This window comes from Mesorhizobium sp. M4B.F.Ca.ET.058.02.1.1 (assembly GCF_003952505.1).
Taxonomy (GTDB): domain Bacteria; phylum Pseudomonadota; class Alphaproteobacteria; order Rhizobiales; family Rhizobiaceae; genus Mesorhizobium.
In genome coordinates, this window is record NZ_CP034450.1 from 2,632,396 (window position 1) to 2,654,287 (window position 21,892).

19 protein-coding genes and 2 pseudogenes are annotated in these 21,892 nt (G+C 63.7%); 17 read left to right on the forward strand and 4 right to left on the reverse strand.

Annotated elements, in window-relative coordinates:
• Positions 1-15: 15 nt before the first annotated feature.
• Positions 16-1,158 (reverse strand): annotated as a pseudogene (locus tag EJ073_RS13205) (Gfo/Idh/MocA family oxidoreductase); the annotation flags it as partial.
• A 180-nt stretch (positions 1,159-1,338) separates the two neighbouring features.
• Between EJ073_RS13205 and EJ073_RS13210 the strand changes: the two are divergent.
• The 13 genes and pseudogenes from EJ073_RS13210 (at position 1,339) to EJ073_RS13270 (ending at position 13,832) form a co-directional block, all read left to right on the forward strand.
• Positions 1,339-2,138 (forward strand): annotated as a pseudogene (locus EJ073_RS13210) (class I fructose-bisphosphate aldolase).
• 3 nt (positions 2,139-2,141) lie between these two features.
• The gene (locus tag EJ073_RS13215) at positions 2,142-3,101 is read left to right on the forward strand and encodes a PfkB family carbohydrate kinase (protein ID WP_126056127.1); all 960 of its coding nucleotides are present in this window, start codon (positions 2,142-2,144) and stop codon (positions 3,099-3,101) included.
• Positions 3,082-4,227, forward strand: coding sequence for an ABC transporter ATP-binding protein (locus EJ073_RS13220; RefSeq protein WP_126056128.1), 1,146 nt, complete (start codon positions 3,082-3,084; stop codon positions 4,225-4,227). The genes EJ073_RS13215 and EJ073_RS13220 overlap by 20 nt, the downstream gene beginning before the upstream one ends.
• 111 nt (positions 4,228-4,338) lie before the next feature.
• Complete coding sequence (locus EJ073_RS13225; protein WP_126056129.1) at positions 4,339-5,586, forward strand: sugar ABC transporter substrate-binding protein; 1,248 nt, start codon at positions 4,339-4,341, stop codon at positions 5,584-5,586.
• Between the two features lie 132 nt (positions 5,587-5,718).
• Entirely contained in the window at positions 5,719-6,615 is an 897-nt protein-coding gene (locus tag EJ073_RS13230; protein ID WP_126056130.1) for a sugar ABC transporter permease, read from the forward strand.
• A gap of 5 nt (positions 6,616-6,620) precedes the next feature.
• A complete protein-coding gene (locus tag EJ073_RS13235) occupies positions 6,621-7,463 on the forward strand; it encodes a carbohydrate ABC transporter permease (protein WP_126056131.1) in 843 nt (280 codons plus the stop codon).
• A 62-nt stretch (positions 7,464-7,525) separates the two neighbouring features.
• A complete protein-coding gene (locus EJ073_RS13240) occupies positions 7,526-8,347 on the forward strand; it encodes a sugar phosphate isomerase/epimerase (RefSeq protein ID WP_126056132.1) in 822 nt (273 codons plus the stop codon).
• A 4-nt stretch (positions 8,348-8,351) separates the two neighbouring features.
• Positions 8,352-9,428, forward strand: coding sequence for a Gfo/Idh/MocA family oxidoreductase (locus EJ073_RS13245; protein ID WP_126056133.1), 1,077 nt, complete (start codon positions 8,352-8,354; stop codon positions 9,426-9,428).
• Positions 9,428-10,246, forward strand: coding sequence for a sugar phosphate isomerase/epimerase (locus tag EJ073_RS13250; RefSeq protein WP_126056134.1), 819 nt, complete (start codon positions 9,428-9,430; stop codon positions 10,244-10,246). The genes EJ073_RS13245 and EJ073_RS13250 overlap by 1 nt, the downstream gene beginning before the upstream one ends.
• A complete protein-coding gene (locus tag EJ073_RS13255) occupies positions 10,246-11,064 on the forward strand; it encodes an alpha/beta hydrolase (RefSeq protein ID WP_126056135.1) in 819 nt (272 codons plus the stop codon). The genes EJ073_RS13250 and EJ073_RS13255 overlap by 1 nt, the downstream gene beginning before the upstream one ends.
• Positions 11,061-11,783 carry a ribulose-phosphate 3-epimerase gene (locus EJ073_RS13260; RefSeq protein ID WP_126056136.1) on the forward strand — a complete coding sequence of 241 codons (723 nt, stop codon included), beginning with the start codon at positions 11,061-11,063 and terminating at the stop codon, positions 11,781-11,783. Before EJ073_RS13255 ends, EJ073_RS13260 begins: the two co-directional genes overlap by 4 nt.
• The gene (locus EJ073_RS13265; protein WP_126059205.1) at positions 11,783-12,820 is read left to right on the forward strand and encodes an ROK family protein; all 1,038 of its coding nucleotides are present in this window, start codon (positions 11,783-11,785) and stop codon (positions 12,818-12,820) included. The genes EJ073_RS13260 and EJ073_RS13265 overlap by 1 nt, the downstream gene beginning before the upstream one ends.
• A gap of 211 nt (positions 12,821-13,031) precedes the next feature.
• A complete protein-coding gene (locus EJ073_RS13270) occupies positions 13,032-13,832 on the forward strand; it encodes a gfo/Idh/MocA family oxidoreductase (protein ID WP_245455561.1) in 801 nt (266 codons plus the stop codon).
• A 9-nt stretch (positions 13,833-13,841) separates the two neighbouring features.
• Here EJ073_RS13270 and EJ073_RS13275 read toward each other — a convergent pair whose 3' ends face one another.
• From EJ073_RS13275 to EJ073_RS13285, 3 genes are all read right to left on the reverse strand, one after another.
• Entirely contained in the window at positions 13,842-14,111 is a 270-nt protein-coding gene (locus EJ073_RS13275; RefSeq protein WP_126056137.1) for a hypothetical protein, read from the reverse strand.
• A gap of 105 nt (positions 14,112-14,216) precedes the next feature.
• Positions 14,217-15,035: an SGNH/GDSL hydrolase family protein gene (locus EJ073_RS13280; protein ID WP_126056138.1), complete on the reverse strand. Its 819-nt coding sequence runs from the start codon at positions 15,033-15,035 to the stop codon at positions 14,217-14,219.
• A 317-nt stretch (positions 15,036-15,352) separates the two neighbouring features.
• Positions 15,353-16,267 carry a LysR family transcriptional regulator gene (locus tag EJ073_RS13285; RefSeq protein WP_126056139.1) on the reverse strand — a complete coding sequence of 305 codons (915 nt, stop codon included), beginning with the start codon at positions 16,265-16,267 and terminating at the stop codon, positions 15,353-15,355.
• A 112-nt stretch (positions 16,268-16,379) separates the two neighbouring features.
• Here EJ073_RS13285 and EJ073_RS13290 point away from each other — a divergent pair, with 112 nt between their 5' ends.
• The 4 genes from EJ073_RS13290 to EJ073_RS13305 all read left to right on the forward strand — a co-directional run bounded on the left by EJ073_RS13290 (position 16,380) and on the right by EJ073_RS13305 (position 21,873).
• A complete protein-coding gene (locus EJ073_RS13290; RefSeq protein ID WP_126056140.1) occupies positions 16,380-17,018 on the forward strand; it encodes a DsbA family protein in 639 nt (212 codons plus the stop codon).
• Positions 17,019-17,055: 37 nt separating this feature from the next.
• The gene (locus EJ073_RS13295; protein ID WP_126056141.1) at positions 17,056-17,664 is read left to right on the forward strand and encodes an NAD(P)-dependent oxidoreductase; all 609 of its coding nucleotides are present in this window, start codon (positions 17,056-17,058) and stop codon (positions 17,662-17,664) included.
• 329 nt (positions 17,665-17,993) lie between these two features.
• Positions 17,994-18,530, forward strand: coding sequence for a response regulator transcription factor (locus EJ073_RS13300; RefSeq protein WP_245455562.1), 537 nt, complete (start codon positions 17,994-17,996; stop codon positions 18,528-18,530).
• 361 nt (positions 18,531-18,891) lie between these two features.
• On the forward strand, positions 18,892-21,873 hold the full coding sequence (locus tag EJ073_RS13305) for a DUF5801 repeats-in-toxin domain-containing protein (protein ID WP_126056142.1): 2,982 nt from the start codon (positions 18,892-18,894) through the stop codon (positions 21,871-21,873).
• Positions 21,874-21,892: the final 19 nt, after the last annotated feature.

Here is a 21,892-nt window from a genome sequence, read left to right on the forward strand (position 1 = left end):
TGAGCCCCCGTCATGCAGCAGGCTCGCCGCTTCGTCCTCGCCGAGAAGCGGCGGCTGGTCGACGGTGCCATTGACGGCAACCGACCCGCGGCTCTCGCCCGAGACGAGGATCGCTTCCATGATCTCCAGCACATGCAGCGCCAAATCGCCGGAGGCTCGGGGCTTGCTGCCTTCCGACAGCGACCGTGCCAGATCGGCGACGCCGAGCATGCGATAGTTGGCGCGGTCGGGCGCCGCATAGGGCCAGTTGCGCGCGCCGTAGAGCTCGCCCTCGCTCGCGAAATCCGTCCAGTCGGCGCCGCGCGCGGAAAGCGAGACGGTGCCGCCGAACGTGTCGGGATCGGGGAGTCTGAGCGAGCCCTCGGTGCCATGCAATTCGATCGGATGGTTGGAGTGTTTGAAGACATCCCAGGAGGCGCCGAAGGTGACGGTGGCGCCGGAGCGGAATTCGAGCAACGACAGGACGTTGGTCGGCGTGCCGACCTTGAAGCTGGTGTTCTTGAAGGGACCGTCGGCGGTGATCAGCCGCTGCTCCTGGCCGCGCGTCGCCATGGCCATGACGCGGACGACCGGGCCGAGCAGGTTGACCAGCATCGTCAGGTAGTAAGGGCCCATATCGAAGACCGGGCCGCCGCCGGGCTGGTAGTAGAATTGCGGATTGGGATGCCAGTGCTCCATGCCGCGCCCCATCATGAAGGCCGTGCCGGTCACCGGCCGGCCGATGGCGCCCTCGTCCATCAGGCGGCGCGCACGGCGCCCAGCGGCGCCGAGGAAGGTGTCGGGGGCCGCGCCGAGCAGCAACCCGCGCGCCCTCGCCTCGGCGACCAGCCGGCGGCCGTCGCTGGCCGAGGTCGCCAGCGGCTTTTCAGTGAAGACGTGCTTGCCCGCCGACAGCGCCGAAAACGAGATGTCGAAATGCGCCGCGGGGATGGTGAGGTTGAGGACGAGGTCGATCTCCGGGTCGCCTAGCAGTTCGTCGACGGAGAGCGCGCGGAGGCCGTATTCCTTGGCACGGAGCGCCGCCATGTCGGCGGAAATGTCGGCACAGGCGCCCAACTCCATCCTGCCGAACAGAGCCGCATTGCGCAGATAGGTCACCGAGATGTTGCCGCATCCGATGACGCCGATGGCGAGCTTTGTCTTTGATTTTCCGTGCATTTCAGATCGTATCTCCCAACGCGGTCATGGCCTAGCTGCACCCTGGCGCCAGCAATGGATCACAGTCGAAAGCCGCTATACAACATTTTAATTCTTGACGCGCGTAAAAATTTTATAGAGCATGTGAAAATGCCGACGCAGCAGGATTTTGAAACCAGACGATTGGGGAATTTTGAACTCATGAGCCTAGGAACCAGGGTGCGTCTTGCGCGCCTCTTCTCGCACCCATCCGGGAACCTTTTTGGCGGCGCGGTCGACCACTTCGTCGGCTATGGCGACGTGCGCAAAGGCGGCCTTGCCGACCTGCCGGGTGCGCTCGCACGCGTCATGGCGGGCAAACCCGACTATGTCAGCATCCAGCCCGGCACCGCGCGCCATCTGTGGCCGCAATATGCGGGCAAGGCTTCGCTGGTGATCCAGGCGGGCTGCTTCACCCTGGACGATCGCATCAGCGAGTTGATCGCAACGCCCGAGGATGCGGTGCGCGCGGGGCCGATGCATTGGCCGTGGCCATTCCGGTGCGCGGCGCGACCGAGGGCAAATACATACGCTGGCTGACCGATTCGGTGAACGCAGCGGCCCGCTACGGCATGCCGGTGGTGGCGCATATCTACCCTCGCGATTTCACCGACGGGGCGAAAATCGTCTTCACCCCCGACGAGATCGCCTATGCGGCGCGCATCGGCTACGAGTCCGGTGTCGACGTGATCAAGATCGGCTACACGGGCGATTTCGAGTCGTTCCGAGAGACCGTTCGGACCTGCCCGGTGCCCGTTGTGATCGCGGGTGGTCCGAAGACCGATACGCTGCTCGGCGCGCTTCAGCAGACGGCGGACGCCATCCGTGCCGGGGCGCGCGGCGCCGTGGTCGGCCGCAATCTCTGGGGGCATGGCGATCCGCAGAAGGCAGCGCTTGCCTTTCGCGGCGTCATCCATGACGGCCTGTCGGCAAAAGACGCCCTGGCGAAGGCGGGTGCCTGAACGATGCCCGCCGTCCCCTCGATCCTCGGCTTCGGCGCTATTGCGATCGACGACATCGTCTATGTCGATCAGCCGTTGTCGGCGGGCAAGGGGAAGGTTCTGCAAAGTGCCCGGGCTTTCGGGGGAAATGTCGCGACGGCGCTGGCCGCCGTCGCGCGGCTCGGCGGAACCGCCGGGTTCATCGGATGGCTGGGCACTGGCGCGGACGACGCCGCGCTGCGCGATCTCGTGGCGAGCGGTGTTGAAACCGCATTCGCGCCGCGCCACCCCGACGCGCGCCCGGTGCGCTCGCGCATCACCGTCGGTTCTGACGGGGAACGGTTCATCGCGTATGACGACGATGCGATGCTGGGCACCGCGCCGGAATTTCCGGACGATATTCTTGGCCGCGCGACCGCGCTGATCGTCGATAGCTACGCGATCCGGTCGCTGGATGTCGTGGCCCGGGCTCGCGATCTCGGCCTTGCGATTCTCGGCGATATCGAATGGAGCGCCGGCCCAGCCACGGAGCGGCTGATCGCGCAATGCGACCATCTCATTCTTCCCCTCGGCTTTGCGCGGACTGCCACAGGCCGCCGATCGCCGGCCGAGATGCTCGATGCATTGTGGTTGCCGTCGCGGTCCGCCGTGGTTCTGACCGATGGCGGCAGGGGCGTCTACTATCGCGGGCGCGACGAGACAGGGCTCTGGCACCTGCCCCCGCACCGGGTTGACGTCGTCGACTCGACCGGCGCCGGTGACTGCTTTCATGGCGCCTATGCCCATGCATTGACGCGCGGGGCCGACACCGCAGGCCGGGTGGCGTTCGCGGCCGCGGCGGCAGCCCTGTCCGTAACGGGGCGTGGTGGGCGCGAAGCGCTGCCCACCAACGACCAGGTCACGAAACTTCTGACATCTACGAACGCTCCGTCAGCGGTCGAACTGAGACTTGTGGAGGAGGAAGATGGCAGAAGTCATTCTTGAGAATATCTGCAAGACCTACGGGAACAATTTTCACGCCATCGACCAATTGAACCTGTCGGTCGAGGACGGCGAGTTCCTGATCCTCGTCGGCCCGTCCGGCTGCGGCAAATCCACTGCGTTGCGGATGATCGCGGGACTGGAGGACATCACGAGCGGCAGTCTTCGCATCGGCGGCGTCGACGTCGTCGACATGCCGCCCAAGGACCGCGACATCGCGATGGTCTTCCAGAGCTACGCGCTCTACCCGCACATGACGGTGTTCGAAAACATCGCCTTTTCGATGCGGCTGGCTGGCAAGCCGAAGGCCGAGCGCAAGAAGCGCGTGGACGAGATCGCCAAAACCCTTCAGCTGACGTCGCTGCTCGACAGCAAACCCGCGAACCTTTCAGGCGGGCAGCGTCAAAGGGTTGCCATGGGCCGCGCCATGGTGCGCGAGCCCGCCGCCTTTCTGATGGACGAGCCCCTTTCCAATCTGGACGCGAAACTGCGCGTTCAGATGCGCGCCGAAATCACCAGCCTGCAAAAGCAGCTCGGCGTCACGACCATATATGTGACTCACGACCAAATCGAAGCGATGACGATGGGGGACCGGGTCGCGGTGTTGAAGGGCGGCGTGCTGCAGCAGGTCGATACACCCAAGAGGCTCTATGAATCGCCGGTGAACGCCTTCGTCGCCGGCTTCATCGGTTCCCCGTCGATGAACCTTTTCGAAGCGACCCTGAAGGGCGGCGAGCTCATTTTTCGTGACTTCGCGATCCGGCTGCAGGATGCAGCTTTCGTTGGCAGGCCCGCCCTGAGGTCCTATGAGGGGCGCAAGATCGTGTTCGGCATACGGCCGGAGGATCTCTATGACAGCAGCCTCGAATCCGGCCGCAAGTATCAGACGATACCGGCAAAGGTGACTTCGATCGAGGAGCTCGGCTCCGAACATATCGTCCACCTGAACATCGACGCGGTCCGGGTGGACTCCGGCGATCCGGACGCGGTGGAGGATTATGGCCTGGCATCGAACGCGGTGGCGAGATTCGAGCCGACCAGCGCCATCCACTCCGGCTCGGAAATCCGGTTGGCCGTGGATGATACCAAGCTCCATTTCTTCGATCCCGAGACGCATCTGGCGATCTGAAGGACTGCGGCAGAGCCGGCAGGCGAGAGCGAGGCGCCTGCGAATGAAGACTTCTGAATGAACCAGACGATCGTCCGCATTGTGCGGCCGATCTTAAAGAAGGAGGAGAGAATGACGTTTCGGATAAAACCCGCGATGCTGAAAATGGCCGCGGCCGCCTGGTTGCTTGGCGCAACCGGCGCCATGGCGGACACCACGCTGGAGTTCACCCAGTGGTGGGAGCCTGAGCTGCCCGCAGGCTCCTTGCGGAAAATCATGGACGAATTCGAGGCCGCGAATCCCGGGATCAAGGTGACGCTGGTCAGCGGCCCCTATGCGACCACGCGAGACCAGATCTCGGTTGGTGCCGCGACGGGAACGCTTAGCGACGTCGTTGGTCTCGACGGCGCCTGGGTCAACAATTTGAACGCGCAGAACGCGCTGGCCGACATGAACCCGATGATGGATGCGAGCGGCTTCGACAAAGCCCAGGTCGCGGACATCATCAAGGTGGACGGCAAAGCGGTGATGTTTCCCGTGGCTTCGTTCGTCTATCCGGTGTTCGTGAATTTGGACCTCGCCGCCAAGGCGGGCGTCACCAAGCTGCCGTCGACCCGCGCGGAGTTCCTCGAAGCCGCCAAGAAGATGACCCAGGCCGACAAGAACCAGTATGGCTGGGTGCTGCCGCTGTCGCTGCAAACGCCGTCCGGTGTCCAGAACGACATGATGTCGTGGGTCTGGGCATCGGGTCAATCGATGATGGCTGACGGCAAGCCGGCTCTCGAGGCAAAGCCGGTGGTGGATATGCTGACCTTCGTCAAATCGCTCAATGACGCGGGCACCATCTCGCCCGGCATCGCCACCAAGACCGAACAGGAAAAGGTCGAGGAATTCGTCAACGACCGGGTCGGGATGATGATCGACTCGCTCGCGCATGTGAACCTCATCCGCCAACGCAATCCCAAGCTGAACTTCGACCTCATCCCGGTCCCGGTCGTGGAGGACTATAGCGGCAAGCGCGGCCTGCCATACGCCTCCTGGGGCATCGGCATCTCCGCGGGCTCGAAACATCAGGAGGAGGCGTGGAAGCTCGTCCAATACCTGATGAGTGAAAAGGTGAACGCCAAGCTCGTGTCGCTGGCCAACGCCTTCCCCGGCAACGTCAACGCCAAGCCCGATTTCGTGACTTCCGACAAGGCTTTCGGCAAGGCTTTCGAAATCTTCAAGACCGGCTATCTTGCCAATGAGTTCACGGGCCTGCCGGTGGCGGAAGACCTGATGACCCAGTTCGACGTGCAAGCCCAGAAGATGCTCGCCGGCGAACAATCTCCGGAAGAAGCCGCGGCCAATGCTCAAAAGGGCTGGATAGCGAAATTCTGATCGGCCTGTTTTGCGATCTCTACCGGGCGGCCTGACTTCGGGCAGGCCTCCCGGCAACAACGCATCGGCAATGCGAGACGGACCCGTTTCCGAAGCTCCCCTTCTCTTGAAGGCGTGTCCCAAGGTTGGCATATGACCCCGCAGAAGCGCTCCCACCATAGGCTGAAACGAGCGGTCGCACCCTATCTCTACCTGTCGCCCTCGCTCATCATCATCGGCCTGCTGATGCTGCTGCCGATGGTGACGGTGATTGGCTATTCGTTCCAGAACAGCGCGGTACTGCGGCGCGACCCGTCCTTTGCCGGACTGAAACATTACCAGGCGATCTTTGCCGATCCCGTGTTCTGGGCTTCGCTGTGGCACACGCTCTACTTCACCTGCATGAGCGTCATCTTCCACATGACCATCGGCATGATCTTCGCGCTCATGCTGAACAGCGACCGCATCAATCCGACGCTGCGCAATGTCCTGCGCGTGCTCTACATCCTGCCCTGGCTATTCACCGCCGTGATCATCGCGGTGATCTGGCGCCTGCTGCTCGAGCCCAACGGCGTGGTGAACAGCATCCTCATGCAATTGGGCATCATCGGTTCCAAGGTCGAGTGGTTTTCCTCGCCCGAGACCGCGCTGCACGCCGTCACCTTCGCCAATATCTGGGCGGGCTACCCGCTTTTCATGGTCAGCCTGCTCGCAGGCCTGCAGGGCATTCCCAAGGATTTCTACGAGGCCGCCGATATCGATGGCGCGAAGGCCTACCAGAAGCTGATCTTCATCACCATTCCGCAGTTGATGCCGATCATCATCAGCATCTCGCTGCTCGATTTCATCTGGACCATGCAGGTCTTCCCGTTGATCTGGATAACGACGGGCGGCGGTCCGATTTACTCGACCGAGGTGCTGAGCACCTACACCTACAAGCTGGCGTTCTCGAGCTACAACCTGTCCCAGGCGGCGGCGAGCGCCGTGATCATCCTGCTGATCTCTCTTGGCCTGACACTGTTCTACATCCGCTATCAGAAGGCTCGGTAGTCACCATGAGGAAAAGGCACACGCCGAAAGACCGGCTGATCACCGTCGCGCTGCATGTCGCGCTTGCCGCCGGGCTGTTTTTCGCGGCATTCCCGATCTACTGGATGCTGAGCAGCTCGTTCAAATCGAATACCGAAATCTTTGCCCTGCCGCCAACCATCCTGCCGAAGGCGTTCACGCTGGAAGCGTATGCGGCCATCCTTGGCGACCCAGTAAAACTGCGCTTCTTCTTCAACAGCTACTTCGTGGCCGGAGCGGTGACCGTGCTGACGGTGCTGATCGCGTTGCTGGCAGCCTATGGGTTCAGCCGCTTCAACTTCCGCGGCAAGGGCAGCCTGAACACGCTCATCATCAGCACGCAGACGATTCCGCCGATCACGCTTCTGATCCCCTTCTTCGGGCTCGTCGTCTCGTATGGCATCTTCGACACCTATATCGCGCTGATCGTGACCTACCTGGTGTTCACGCTGCCCTACGCGATCCTGCTGATGACCGGGTATCTCAACACCTTGCCGCGCGATCTCGACGAGGCCGTCGCCGTCGACGGCGGCAGCAGCTGGACCGCACTCTGGCGGGTGATCGTCCCGATCTCGCTTCCCGGCATTGTGGCGACCTCGGTCTATACCTTCCTGTTGTGCTGGAACGAGTTCCTCTTCGCGCTGACGCTGACGAAGTCGACCTCCATGCGCACTGTCCCGATCGGCATCCAGCTGCTGATGGGGCAGCACGCTTTCGAATGGAACCAGATGATGGCGATGAGCGTGCTCGGCTCGCTGCCGCTCCTGCTCATCTACCTTCTTGCCCAGAGGTACTTCCTCGCCGGGATGACCGCGGGCTCGGTCAAGTAGATGTCCATCCCATGAAGACCCAGAACGACATCACGGAATGGGCGGTATCAAGGATTGAAAGGATGAACGTGAAAGACCTCAAAGTCGGCTGCCAGACCTTCACCTGGGAAATGCTCGGAGACCGTTTTGCCGGAGGCCCGGACGATCTCCTGAAGGCCATTTCCAATGGCGGCTATGCCGGCATCGAGATCACCGACACGATGATCGGCCGCTATGCCGGCCAGCCGGCGGAATTCGCCGCCGCGCTGAAGGCCTCCGGCCTGACGCTGGTCTCCTTCGCCTTCGGTTCGAAGAGCGGCTTCACGCTGAAGGACCAGATCGGCGCCGACCTCGAAACCGCCAGGCGATGGATCGACTTTGCCGCGGCCTTTCCGGGCGCGCTTGTCTCGATGGGCTCTGCGACCGTCGTCTCCGACGGGCCTCGCGACGACAAGTTCGCCATTGCGGCGGAAGTCTATAACAAGGCCGGCGAGATCGGCCGCAAAGCCGGCGTCCAGGTCGCGGTGCATCCAAGCTCGCACCACAACACGCTGCTCTTCGGCCGCGCAGACTACGACCGGATCTTTTCCCTGCTCGACGCCTCGCTGGTCGGCTGGGTGCCGGACACCGGGCACATATTGCGCGGCCACAAGGACATGGCCGACACGCTCACCACCTATAGCGACCGCATCCGCTACGTGCACCTGAAGGATGTCGATGCCGGCGGCACCTGGGCGATGCTCGGCAAGGGCGTCTGCGACACGGCGAAGGTGATCGAGATCGCGAGCGCGGCGCCCAACTTCAACGGCTGGCTGGTGCTGGAGGAGGAATCCGAGACCGCCGCCGCCGATCCAGCCGGCGCGGTCAAGACCAACCGCCAGACCATGCGCGGATACGGAGCCTGAGACGATGATCCGCAAGAAAGACCGTCGCCTTCGTGTCGGTGTGCTCGGCTGCGGGCCGATCGCGCAGTTCGCGCATCTGGAATCCTGCGCGAAGGCAAGCAGTGCTGACCTCTATGCGATCTGCGACGCCGCGCCCGATCTGCTCGCGCGCATGGGCGCGACCTACGAGCCCGAAAGAATGTATGGCGACTATGACGAGATGCTCGCAGACCCGCAGTTGGAAGCAGTGATCGTCGCCACGTCGGATGCCTATCACGTACCGATGTCTATCAAGGCGCTGGAGGCCGGCAAGCATGTGCTGTGCGAAAAGCCGATCGGCGTCTCGGTCGAGGAAGGCGAAAAGCTGGCCGAAGCGGTCAAGCGCTCGGGCAAGGTGCTGCAGGTCGGGCACATGAAGCGCTTCGATCCGGCGCTGGAAGCGGCGCGCGATTTCGTCCGCGACGAGATGGGCGAGATCCTGGCGCTGAAGGCCTGGTATTGCGATTCCACGCATCGCTACACCAACACCGACGCGGTGCAGCCGCTGCCGGTGACCAGCAAGCTGGCGCGGAAGCCGGCCGGCAACCCGAAAGCCGATCTCAGGCAATATTTCATGCTGGCGCACGGCTCGCATCTCGTCGACACGGCGCGCTTCCTCGCCGGCGAGATCACCGCCGTGCGGGCGCGCCTCAACAAGCGTTTCGGCGCATATTGCTGGTTCGTCGAAACCGAGTTCGCCAATGGCGCGCTCGGCCATCTCGATCTCACCGTCGCCGTGCGCATGGACTGGCACGAAGGTTTCCAGCTCTATGGCGAGAACGGCTCCGTAATCGCGAAGACCTTCAATCCCTGGTATTTCCGGGCGAGTGAGGTCGACATCTTCCACGAGAAGGACGCGACCTCGCGCAAGCCGCTCGGCGCCGACGGCCACTTCTTCCGGCGCCAGATCGAAGGCCTCGCCGATACCGTGCTCGACGGCAAGCCGATGCGCGGCGCCAATGTCGAGGACGGGCTCGCCTCGATCCGCGCCATGGTGGCGATCGTCCGCTCGGTCGAGAGCGGCGAGCGCGTCGAGATCGCCAGCGTGACGGGAGCGGTCTGATGCAGGTCGGGGTGTTCGCCAAGACCTTCCCTGGCAGCGAGCCGGCCGGCGTGCTTGCCGCCGTGCGCGATGCGGGCTTCGCGGTCACCCAGTTCAACCTCGCCTGCGCCGGCCTGCCATCGATGCCGGATGCGGTTCCCGACGAGGCGATCCGGACCATCAAGGCTGCCGCCGAGGCTTCGGGCGTGGCCCTTGTCGCGTTGTCGGGCACCTACAACATGGCGCATCCGGACAGGGCGGTGCGCGACGACGGCTTGCGCCGGCTGGCGCTGGTGATCGAGGCGGCCGCCAGGCTTTCCACGCCGCTGGTGACGCTCTGCACCGGAACGCGCAACCCCGACGACCAGTGGGCGCATCATCCCGACAATGCCGACCCCTCGGCCTGGGCCGATATGGCGCGCGAGATGGAGAAGGCGCTTGCGATTGCCGAGCGCCATGGCATCGACCTCGGCATCGAGCCCGAGCAGGCCAACATCGTCACCTCCGCAGCCGACGCGACGCGCCTGATCGCCGAAATGGGTTCGAAGCGGCTGCGCGTCGTGCTCGATCCGGCGAACCTCTTCGAGCAGGCGGATGCCGCACAGGCGCGCGCCATCGTCGCCGATGCGGTCGAACGCACGGCCGGCCATGTCGCCATGGCGCATGCCAAGGACCGCTTCGCCGATGGCCGCTTCGCCACGGCCGGGCAAGGCGTGGTCGACTTTCCTGACTTCATCACCCGGCTGAAGCACGCCGGCTTCGATGGGCCGCTGGTGACGCATGGGCTTTCCGCCGAGGAAGCGCCCGGTGTCGCTCGTTTCCTGAAGGGGCTGGTGTGATGGCGACGCTCTCTCGCGACGGCGCCACGCTGCGGTTCACCGACGCCGGCGAAGGTCTGGCGGTCGTCTTCCAGCACGGGCTGGGCGGCGGCGAGGCGCAGGTCGCCCAGACCTTCCCCGCCGGCTTCCGGCGCATCACGCTGGAATGCCGTGGGCACGGCGGCTCCGGCCTTGGCGAGCGGCGGCCGTTTTCCTTCGAGATGTTCGCCGACGACGTTCTCGCGGCCGCCGACCGGGCCGGCCTCGACCGCTTCATTGCCGGCGGCGTCTCGATGGGTGCCGGGATCGCGCTGCGGCTGGCCTGCCGCCATCCGAAACGCGTCTCCGCCCTGGTCATGGTGCGGCCTGCCTGGACATTCGCGGCGGCACCGCCGAACATGCAGCCCATAGCCGAGGTCGCCGAACTGATCCTCGAGCATGGGCCCGACAAGGCGAGGACGATCTTCGCGCAATCGGCGACGGCCACGCGCCTCTATCACGAGGCGCCCGACAATCTGTCCTCGCTGCTCGGCTATTTCGACCGGCCCGACGCCAAGGCCTTCGCACAGGTGCTGGCCAATATTGCCGCAGACGGACCGGGTGTTTCCCAGCGCGAGGCGGCCGCGCTCGCCGTTCCGGCACTGGTCGTCGGCAACGCCATGGATGCCGTGCATCCGATGTCGAGCGCCTACGCGCTCGCCGCCACGATGCCCAACGCCGTCTTCGCCGAGGTCACGCCCAAGGCGCGCGACAGCAAGCAGCATTTCAGTGAGTTGCACACTGAGATCACCACGTTCCTCCAATCCCACTCGAAAGTCCGGAGCCTCATTCCGTCATGACCAGCAAATCCCTGTCCGGCCCCGCCGCAATCGCCGCCCTGCCACGCAACAGGCTGCTCGGCGAATTCTCGCTGTGGTCGGCCGACCTCGCCAATATGGAACGCGACCTGAAGCGCATCGAAGCCTATGCCGACCTGCATCACATCGACGTCGCCGATGCCCGCTTCACCCCGGGCTTCCTGTTCTTCCCCGATCTCGTGGCCCGCATCGCCAGGCTGACGGCGAAGCCGATCCATGTGCATCTGATGGTCGAGGCCGAGATCGTCGAAGCGCAGACGCGCCAGTTCATCGAGGCCGGCGCCGACCTCGTCACCATCCACGCCGAGAATGGCGAGGCGGGCCTGCGCGCCGTGCGGCTGGCGCGTGAACTCGGTGCCGAGGCCGGCGTCGTGCTGCGGCTGGAAACGCCTGTCGCGGCAATCGTCCCGTTCCTGGCGGAGGTGGCGTTCGTGACACTTCTCGGCACGTCGATCGGCGTCAAGGGCCAAAGCCTGTCGGAGCAGGCCTGTCCGCGCCTGATCGAGGCGCGCGCGCTGATCAGGAAAGCCGGCCGCGAGGCCGATATCATCCTTGCCGCCGACGGCGGCATCCGCCACGAGACGGTGCCCAGCTTGCGCGCCGCCGGCGCCGATACGGTGGTGCTTGGCTCGCTTGCCTTCGGCGACCCCGACCTCGCGCAGCGCATGGCCTGGCTGCACGGGCTGAAGGCCGCCGCGTGATGAACACGGTCGCGCTCGCTTTCGATCTCGGCGGCACGGAGCTGCGCGGCGCGCTGATCGAGCGCGGCGGCGACGTCGTCGCCCGCGTCTCGGCGCCGACGCTCGCCGGCGCAGGATCGGAGGCGGTGATCGGCCAGATCATCACGCTGGCGGACAAATTGCTCAAGGAGCACCCGCAGGCCAAAGTCAAAGGCATCGGCATGTGCGCGCCCGGTCCGCTCGACCCCAAGGCCGGCATCGTCATCGGGCCGCCGACGCTGGCCGGCTGGCACAATGTGCCGCTGATCGACATCCTCAGCCGGCAGTTCGGCCTGCCGGTGCGGCTCGAGAACGACGCCAATGCGGCAGCGCTCGGCGAATGGCGCTTCGGCGCCGGCCGCGGCGCCGGATCGCTGGTGTTCGTCACCGTCTCGACAGGCATCGGCGGCGGCGTCGTCGCCGACGGCCACATCTATCACGGCAGGCGCGGGCTGGCAGCCGAGATCGGCCACATGACAATCACCGGCGAAAGCGACCGCTGCTTCTGCGGCGCCATCGGCTGCTTCGAGGCGGTCGCCTCGGGAACCGCGCTCGGGCGCCGGGCGACACGGCTGACAGCGCCCGGCGACGGATCGCTGCTCCGGCGCCTTGCCAAGGACGGCGACATCTCAGCTCGCCATGTCGTCGAGGCCGCGCGGACGGGCGACGCGACCGCCCGCCAGCTGGTTGAGGCGGAAGCCAGATGGCTCGGCATCGGCTTCACCAATCTCCTGCATCTCTATTCGCCGGACCTGATCGTGATGGGCGGCGGCCTTTCCAATGGCTTCGACCTTTTGGCGCCGGGGATCAGGGCGACGGTCGAGGAGCGCGCCATGCAGGCCTACCGCGACGTGCCGATCGTGCCGGCCGAACTCGGCGACCGGGCGGGCCTGGTCGGCGCGGCCAGCCTGATCCTATGGGAGGGCGAGCCCGGCACGGCGCTGGCCATGGTGCAGGACGAGGAGACGAAGAACGGCGCCGGAGGACAGACCGGCGCCAGGGAGGCAAGACAAGGCTGAGCCCAAGCAGCGCGGCGCTCGCAAATATGGAGCCGCCGAGCAGACACGTCCCTTCGTCATTCCAGGGCGAAGCAGGAGCGAAGCGACGTCGCGAAGACCCTGGAATCCATGCCGTAACTTCGAAGTGTTGCTACTGAGCAGAATTCTGCTCCGCCGCTCTTCGCCCGGAGTCGCGGCATGTGCCGCGATAAAGGCCGACAAGCACATTCTTTTGGAAAAGCCCGCCTGCCTGACGGTGCGCGAGATCGACGAACTGCTGGCGCTGAGCAAGGATTACGCCAGGACCATCTTCGTCGGCTACATGCGGCGCTACGCGCCGGCCTATCTGGCGGCGCGCGAGGAATTGCCCACCCACGCCGACATCACCCATGTGCGCATCTTCGACCTCATCTCGGAAGGCCGGCATTTCCTGAAGAAGAGCCAGAACACACTCTACCCCACCGACATCGATCCGGCGATCCTGGCGCGCGGCGCCAGGGAGCGCGAGGCGCTGATCCGCGAGGTGGTGGGGGCCGATGCGTCCGCCGACCTCGTGCGCGCCTATCGCGGGCTGACGGCGCTCTCCTCGCACCACATCTCGGCGATGCGCGGACTGCTCGGCGAGCCGGTCCGGGTGGTGGCGGCGCACCGCGCCAATGGCGGCGCCAACACCAGCGTGACCTTCGACTACGGCCACTTCGCCTGCCTCTATGACGCCGTCGTCGACGAGCTCGGCCTGTTCGACGCCATGATCGAGGTGCGCTCGAACACCAAGCGGGTCCGCATCATCTATGACACGCCCTATATCCGCAGCCTGCCGACGCGGCTGGAAGTGACGGAAGCCGGCCCGCTCGGCCCGGTGACGAAGGCGTTCGGCCCGCTCTATGGCGACGCCTTCTGCAACGAGCTCGAAACCTTCCACCGCCACATCACCAACGGCACCAGGCCGCTGACCGACCTCGCGGACTCGCGCCGCGACCTGGCGCTGATGGCGGAGATCATCGAGACGATGAAGGAGGGCGGTGGGCGCTGAGCGTTCCGCCTACTTGCCACAATGGTGGTCGTTGATCTTGTTCAGCGCATTCGCGTCAGGGCCGACCTGGTGGTACGAGCAGGCTCCGGCCGCCGTCGTGAACAATTGCTGGTCATAGTAGTGCGGGCCCGCGAACAGAATGTCGATGATATCGCGATGCGCGGGAACGTAGCGCTCGGATTCGGCCCGATGGTCGCGGCTTCCCGCGAAGGCCGAGGCGGAGATGCCACAGACTCCAGCGAAAACGAGGGCGCAGATCGCAAGGCGTTTCGTCGTCATCGGCAAACCCTTCTGGCCGTTGGAATTCCCAGCATACATCCAAAATCGCCAGCCGGACAAAAGTTCCCTGAGCGGCATTGCCAGATCGGGAGCCGGCGCTCCTGACTAGATTCTGCCAGGGAAGTCAGCGGCGAGGCGCCTTCGAAAGACATCGGCGAATTTTTCGAAGGTAGCCTCGGTCGGGTGAAGTTCGTTGGCCCACTCGCTTGGGCGCGTGATTGTTCCCTGCGTATCGATCAAATGAAATCTGTTCGAGGCCTTGCTCGCCAATTTGGTCAACAGTGTCTTGAGAAGTTTCAATGCGTCGGCCACAGCCTGCTTGTTTGCAGCCATACTGGTTTGCCCGCTGAAGTCAAAACTCGGTTTGAGCCAGGGCCCGACACCGGGAAATGGGGGAGAGCTGCCGTCCGGAACGGCAAAGTCGTAACAATGCCCGTAGATCGGGACACCATGGGCGTATTTGTTGCGAAAGTCGAAAAGCTCCTGGTAGGAAGCTTCGATCATGCCCAGCGCTTCTTGAAGACGTGCCCTGTTCAGCGGCCTTCCCGCCTGCACATCATTGATGAATATGCAGAATTGATCGCCGGCTATGTCGTTGCCTCCGGCGGAGATCAGGATCGCATCCGGCTTTCCTCGGGCTCCCCAGTTCGCTTTGTTTTGCAATTGTTCCTTCATGCGTTTCTGTTTCGGGAGCGCCAGCTCATCGACCGACGTATCCCCCCAATGTGCGACCGACAGGATGAACGGCTTCGGCCTCCCTATCTTGCCAAGTTTGACGATGATGTCCGTGTCTCGGCAAAGAGGGCCATTGTCGACCAATGGATAATTGAACCAGGAATCACCGTTTGCCAAAAGCATCAAAGGGACGACCAGCGCTGCCTTTCCGCTGGAAATTGCCGTTGACGCCCTCGCTTCGAAGGCCATTACTCTTTCCTGGTGGCGTCTGGCTCGCGCCTCTTGTTCGCTTTCGATCGCGTCCAAGAGCTTTGCCCTTGTCGCGAATAACCTTAGTGCAAGGGCATTACTGCGTTTCATAGTATCCCTCCCTACATCAGAATGCTGGAAATGACCTGTGAAATTGCGACTGAAGTTGCGTGATAAAGGCAATCATCGTCAACTCTGATTCTCTAGTAGAAGAACACGAATTGGCGAGAACAGGCGGCGGTTTCTTTTGATGGCCGCCAAGGCGACCTATTCGCTCGATGCGGCTTGCCATCAAACGAAATGACGACGTCTGCTTCTCAAGAGCCGGAGCCGCGTGACCGCCTTTTTTCCGCCGCCGCCAGAATATCGACGAAGGCACGCACCTTTGCCGGCCTGAAGCGCGCCGGCGGAAAGACGGCATGGATGCCGCCGGCGGGCAAGGTCCAGTTGGCGAACACCTGCACCAGCCGCCCCTTGGCAATGTCGTCGGCGACGCTGTAGTCCGGAAAGATGCCAAGCCCGATGCCGGCATGCACGCAGGCATGGACGGCGGGGCTCTTGTCGCAGCTGACGACCGGGTTGAGTTCGGCCAGCACAGTTTCGTCGTCTTTAGAGAACAGCCATTGGCCGACGCCGCGCAACTGGGCATTGCCGACCCAGGGCAGCGATCTTGACTGCAGGGGGCCCACATTCGGCGGCAGCCTGGCCGCGAGCTCCGGGCTTGCGACGACAACCTGCCGGAAGGTTCCGAGACGCCGCGCCAGATTGCTGGAATCGGCCAGCCAGCCGACCCGGATGCCGAGGTCGATCTGCTCGTCGACGAGGTTGCTCACCGCGTCGTCGAAGATCGTCTCGACCCGCATCCTCGGATATTTCCTCAGATAGGCGGCGATGGTCGGCGCCACGATCTTCTCGCCATAGTCGAGCGGCGCCGTCAACCGCAGCATCCCGGTCGGCTTGTCGGCGCTTCGCGCGATGTCGCCATAGGCGGCTTCCGCTTCACGCAGGATGATGGCGGCGCGGTCGTAGAACAGACGCCCCTCCTCCGTCGGCGTGACGCGCCGCGTCGTGCGCCGCAGCAGCGTAGCGCCGAGTTCCTGCTCGAGCCTGCTGACCTGATGGCTGACCACCGCCTTGGCGACATCGAGCCGGTCGGCGGCCGCCGTGAACGACCCGGTCTCGATCACCGTGGTGAAATAGACAAGCCGGTTGAGGTTCAGAAGTTCGGCCATCGGCGAGCCATTGTCTGATTTGATCAGACAGTCTGTATGATTGATCACTATTTTTTGCAACCGGCCCAGCTGCCATCTAGGTCCGAGAGACAGACATCCGGACAAGACGGCCATGAGCAATGCAACGCTGACCTATCTTTTCGACCCGCTCTGCGGCTGGTGCTACGGCGCGACGCCGATGCTGGACAGGCTGGAAAAGAGTGGCGTGGTGCTCGAGTTGCTGCCGACCGGTCTCTTCTCAGGCGCCGGCGCGCGACCGCTGGATGCAGGCTTTGCCGCCCATGCCTGGGCGAACGACCAGCGCATCGAGCGGCTGAGCGGGCAGGTCTTCAGCCAGGCTTATGTCGACAACGTGCTGAACGTCCGCGGCACCTTGCTCGATTCCGGCACTGCCACCCTCGGCATCGTTGCCGCCGGCCTCGACGACCCGCGCCTGCGACTTGCGGCGCTGAAGGCGATTCAGCATGCCCGCTATGTCGGTGGCCGCGATATCGTCACGGTGGACGGCGTCGCTGCTGTCCTGACGGACGCCGGCATGGCGGACGCGGCGGGCATGCTGAAGGCGCCCACGCCGAAGCTGCTGGCGGCGCATCACGATCTGGTCAGCCGCGGCCGCGCGCTATTCCAGCGCCTGCGCGCCGATGGCGTTCCCGCGCTCGCCGTGATCCGTAAAGAGGCGCCGCGCCTCATCGGCGCCAGCGCGCTCTTCGGCAGCTACGACAATCTCGTCGCCCATATCCAGGCGGCTTGACCCAGCACAGCAGTCCCCCAAGCAGAAAGGAAATGCCATGAAGATCGCCCTTATCGGCGCCTCCGGCCAGGCCGGCTCGCGCATCCTGAAAGAACTCTCCGACCGTGGCCACGCCATCACGGCAATCGCCCGCAACCCGGACAAGATCGCGAAGCTTCCGGGCGTCACCGCCAGGAAGGGCGACGTCTTCGACAAGGAAGGCCTCGCCGAGTTGATCGAGGGGCATGACGCGGTGGTGAGCTCGGTGCATTTCACCGCCAGCGATCCCGACACGCTGATTGCCGCCGTGCGCGCTTCGGGCGTCAAGCGCTACCTCGTCGTCGGCGGCGCCGGCAGCCTCGAGGTCGCTCCCGGCAAGCGCCTTGTCGACGCGCCGGAATTCCCGGCTATCTACAAGACCGAGGCGCAGAAGGGCGCCGATTTCCTCGACACGCTGCGGACGATCAGCGATCTCGACTGGACCTTCCTGTCGCCGTCGGCCCTGTTCATCGCCGGCGAGCGCACCGGCACGTTCCGCCTCGGCAAGGATGCGCTGCTTTCCTCCGACAACGGCAGCAGCATCTCCTTCGAGGACTACGCCATCGTGATGGCCGGCGAGATCGAGACGCCCAGGCATATCCGGCAGCGCTTCACGGTCGGCTACTGATCACCGGGCTTCGATTCCAGCGCTGAAAAGGCACGCGGGCGCCGTTGCGACAGTTCGGCGATGCCCGCGGGCCCCCCTTGGCAAGCCGGCGCTGCTTTGCATAGGCCGCAGGTCGCGGTTATAGCCGGAACTATATTAGAGGTTTCTTGACAATACGCTTAACCTCTGGTTTCATTCTTTTCAGGGATTTAGGCAAAGTTCGTTGCGTATTTTACGGACGGTGTTCGCATGTCGACGGTGGTTGTGGCGGACCCGCGGGGGTGTATCTCGCAGGTCTGGAGTGGGTGTTGCGGAAGGCCGGGCACGATGTTGTCGCCGAGTGCCACCGCGTGGTTGACGTTCTTCCGCATGTGGAACGCCAGCGGCCTGATATTGCCATCATCGGCCTGGATTTAGCGGACCCGCAGACGGCCGGTCTTTCCTCCCGACTGAGAGCCGCCCACCGCGCCCTCGGCGTCATCTTCATCCTGCAGCCAAACGGCGGTCTCGGCGTCAAGGAGATCCAGGCGCTCGACGTTGACGGGCTGGTGCTCGACGGCATCAGCAACCGCTTCCTCGTCGAATGCGTGAACGCGGTGGCGAGCGGCAAGAAATGGATCGACAACAAGATCGTCCAGCACCTGCTGATGCCGCGGCCGCAATCCCAGCCCACGTCCAGGCTCACGGGGCGCGAGAGCGAAATCGCCGATCTCGTCTCGCGCGGCTTGCGCAACAAGACCATCGCCCAGCGGCTGCATGTGTCCGAAGGCACGGTGAAGATGCACCTTCACCACGTCTACACCAAGCTCAACCTCGGCAGCCGGTCGGAACTGGCCTGGGCGGCGCATGGCAAGGACACCGCCCATCCCGGGTCGGACCTGATCTGATCGGCCGGGACCTGATCCCGGCAGCGGTCTCGGTGTTGCGAATACCCTCCGTTCCCTGATTGCGACAGCAGGCGCAAGGCCTGCGGCAGCCCACGCTATCGAAGGATATATATCGTTCGATCAGGACGGGTATTCACCGAAATACTATCTAAGCGCGAATGGACGCACCCTCTGCAACGGCGACACAATCAAGCTAAGAAGGCCGCAATTCAATGCGCGATCTTCCTTAAATAGGGGCATAGGGGCGTCTTTCCAAAACCAGTAAACGTGGACTCCGCGTGTGTCCGAGCCGTGCGCATAACTGCTGCCGCGGTGAATACGACTTGTGGAATCAGTCAACCATCCGGAAAGGATGAATATCATGGCTACCATCAATATAAACGGCACGCTGGTCAACGACCAAACAGCCGGCGTACAATTCAATGATCCGGACGGCGACGATGTCGCTATCTCTGTCGACGCCGGGGGCGACATTTCCGGCAGTCTCGATGCTGCTTTTCTCGCCTTTCTCAACGGTCTCACGCTGTCGGACGCGCAGAAGGCATTCGCCGACTCCGCTGAGGCAGCAAGCCAGTCTGACCTCATCCAGGTGACGGCGGGAGCCAACGAAGTCGTTGACAGTCTGATATTCGCTCCGCTTACCAACGCGAATTCCGGTCTCGACACCGTCGGCGGCCAGGATATCCTCCTCACCACGTCGGCAGACGGGAAATCAGTGCTGGCGACCGCAGGGGTAGGTGGTCCCATCGTCGCGGCTTTCTACATCATCCCCGCCGACGCCGACAACTTGTCGGCCACTGTGCAGATGGTTACCTTCGAGGCAATCGCCCACCCGAGCGGTCTCGACCCTGACGACCGGGTGGACTTCAGCGACATCCTGAAGGTCCGCGCGTTGTCCCACACTGACACGCCCATCGGCGACGACATCAACGTCGACGATGACGGCCCGGACGTCAACACCAACGGGGCCGGCCCGGACCTCACCGTGGACGAGTCGTTCCTTGGCGGTGCCGGTGCTACCACAACCGGCAACTTCCTCGCCAACTTCCCGAACAGCTTCGGGACTGACGGCGCGGGCGCACTCACCTTCGCGCTCGGCATCCCCGCGGACGCCACAGACAGCGGGTTTGTCGACACGGCATCGCAGGAACACATTTTCCTGTACAAAGAGCTTGACGGTAGCATTACCGGTCGTGTCGGAGACGGTGGTCTTGCTGACGCGAACGGTGCTATCGCGTTCACGGTCAGCGTCAACACCACGACTGCCGTCGTGACGCTCACCCAGAGCTTGGCGATGGTTCACAACGTTCCGGGTAACGGGACCGTCCCGCCCGGCAGCTACGACGAAGCTATCTCGCTGGCGGCGACCCTCGTCACGCTCACCGCGCACAGCGAGGACGCTGACGGGGATGATGATTTCGCCACCCTGGACATCGGCGATAATCTCTTCTTCAAGGACGACGGCCCGAGCATCTCGGCAAACGGCACTCCGCCGACGCTCACGGTGGACGAAACCAACTTCGGTACCGACGACGGTCCGACGAGCTTTGCCGGCATCTTCACGCCGCATAGTAGTGGTGCTGACGGTGCGGCAAGCCCTGTCGAGATCACATACGCTCTGGCCGCATCCGGCGCATCCGGTTTGACTGACACTCTCACCGGTCTGTCAGTCGGCCTTTCGGTCGATGCTAACGGTGTCGTCCTCGGCACAATCACCGGCGGAATCGAAGTGTTCCGGATCAGCATCGACGCTGACGGTCTCGTGACATTCAACCAGTCCCGTGCGGTGATTCACGCGAACGCTGCCGATCCTAACGACACCAGGACATTGGCCAGCGCCAGCCTTATCCAGCTGACGGCGACCATCACCGACGGCGACGGCGACACGGCTGTGGCCACCAAGGATATCGGCACGAGCTTCGTCTTCACGGACGATGGGCCGACGATCACGAAGGCGTTCGACGGTGTTCCCGGCGGGGCTCTTGGTGACCACGAGACCCTGAGCAACGTGCTGACGAACCCGAACCAGTCGGCATCTGGCGACTTCGGTTTCGACATCGGGAACGACAAGTTCGCGACCTACGACGCCACGCACTCGGATTTCGCGAGCATATCGCTGTCCGGCAACGTCACCGGCCTGGTACCGAACACTCCGACCGCATTCGCAACCTCGAGCGTTACGCTCGTGGCCGGGTCGGAAACTGCCACCTCAGCGACGTTCAACTGGGCTGCCACTTACGACGCTAACCCGGACCTGGCTGGCGTTCAGCCGGGGACGATCGCCGGTACGCTTAGCTTCAACAAGACTGCCGACACCTACACCATCACGTTGAGCGATACGGCGGATGGCTTCACGAAGGACCTACTCCACACCTCGGAGTTGCTTTCCAAGGAGCCCATCGGCAACACGGGCCATCCGAACGTCGTGGTCGAGAAACTTTTCGATGCGTCGGCGACACCCGAACAGACCGACAAGGATTTCTTCGTGCAGTTCACCGGCAACTCAAACCCCAGCGGGAGCCCCTTTGGGTTCAACGGGACGGGTGACGGTAGCCCGATCGCCGGCGATACTTTTTTCAACGCCGGCCAGCAAGTCACCAGCAACTTCGAGGACTGGGTTTCCGCAACCCAGAGCACGAACGGTGTTGCCGGCGACACGATCCAGAAGGGCGAAGCGCTTACCCTCCGATTCTTCGAACTCTCGCCGGGCATCGCGACCGACGACGGCCACACCGCCCCGACCCAGACGGCCAACGATATGGCCATCGAGTTCGACGGTATCGGCAACTCCGAGGACCTGATGCTGGTCCTTAACCTCGTCAACCTCGGTTCAGACGGAGCCTTTGGGGGTTCCGGCACTGCGGCAGACACTTTCACCACGAAGGCGATGTACGTGCAGAACCAGGACATCTACAAGGCTAGCACTCCGGGTGGCGTACCCTCTCCGTATACCAACGAGTTCTCGCTCGACAACAACGACGGTCTCGTGATCGTCGAGCGGAACGACTATAACGCGGCCGGCGAGAACTGGGTGCTCCAGGGTGTCCAGATCATGCAGTCCGGCAACGGTCTGACGGGCCCCGACACTGTACCGGGTGGTGCGTTCGTAGAGACACCGACGGCGATCGACCTGCAAAAGGGAGTCGGTGCAAACGGGGGCAGCACGACCATCGCACTGCAGAACTGGGATGCGACGGACAACGATGTCCTCAAGATCACGGACATCGCTTTCACAGCGACCCAGACCGTGACCCCGGACGCGCACCTTGCGTTCGACGTGGTTATTCATGATGCCGACGGTGACGTGACCGGCACCAACCAAATCTTGGTCGACGTCATCTGACCGACGCCGCGACACGGGG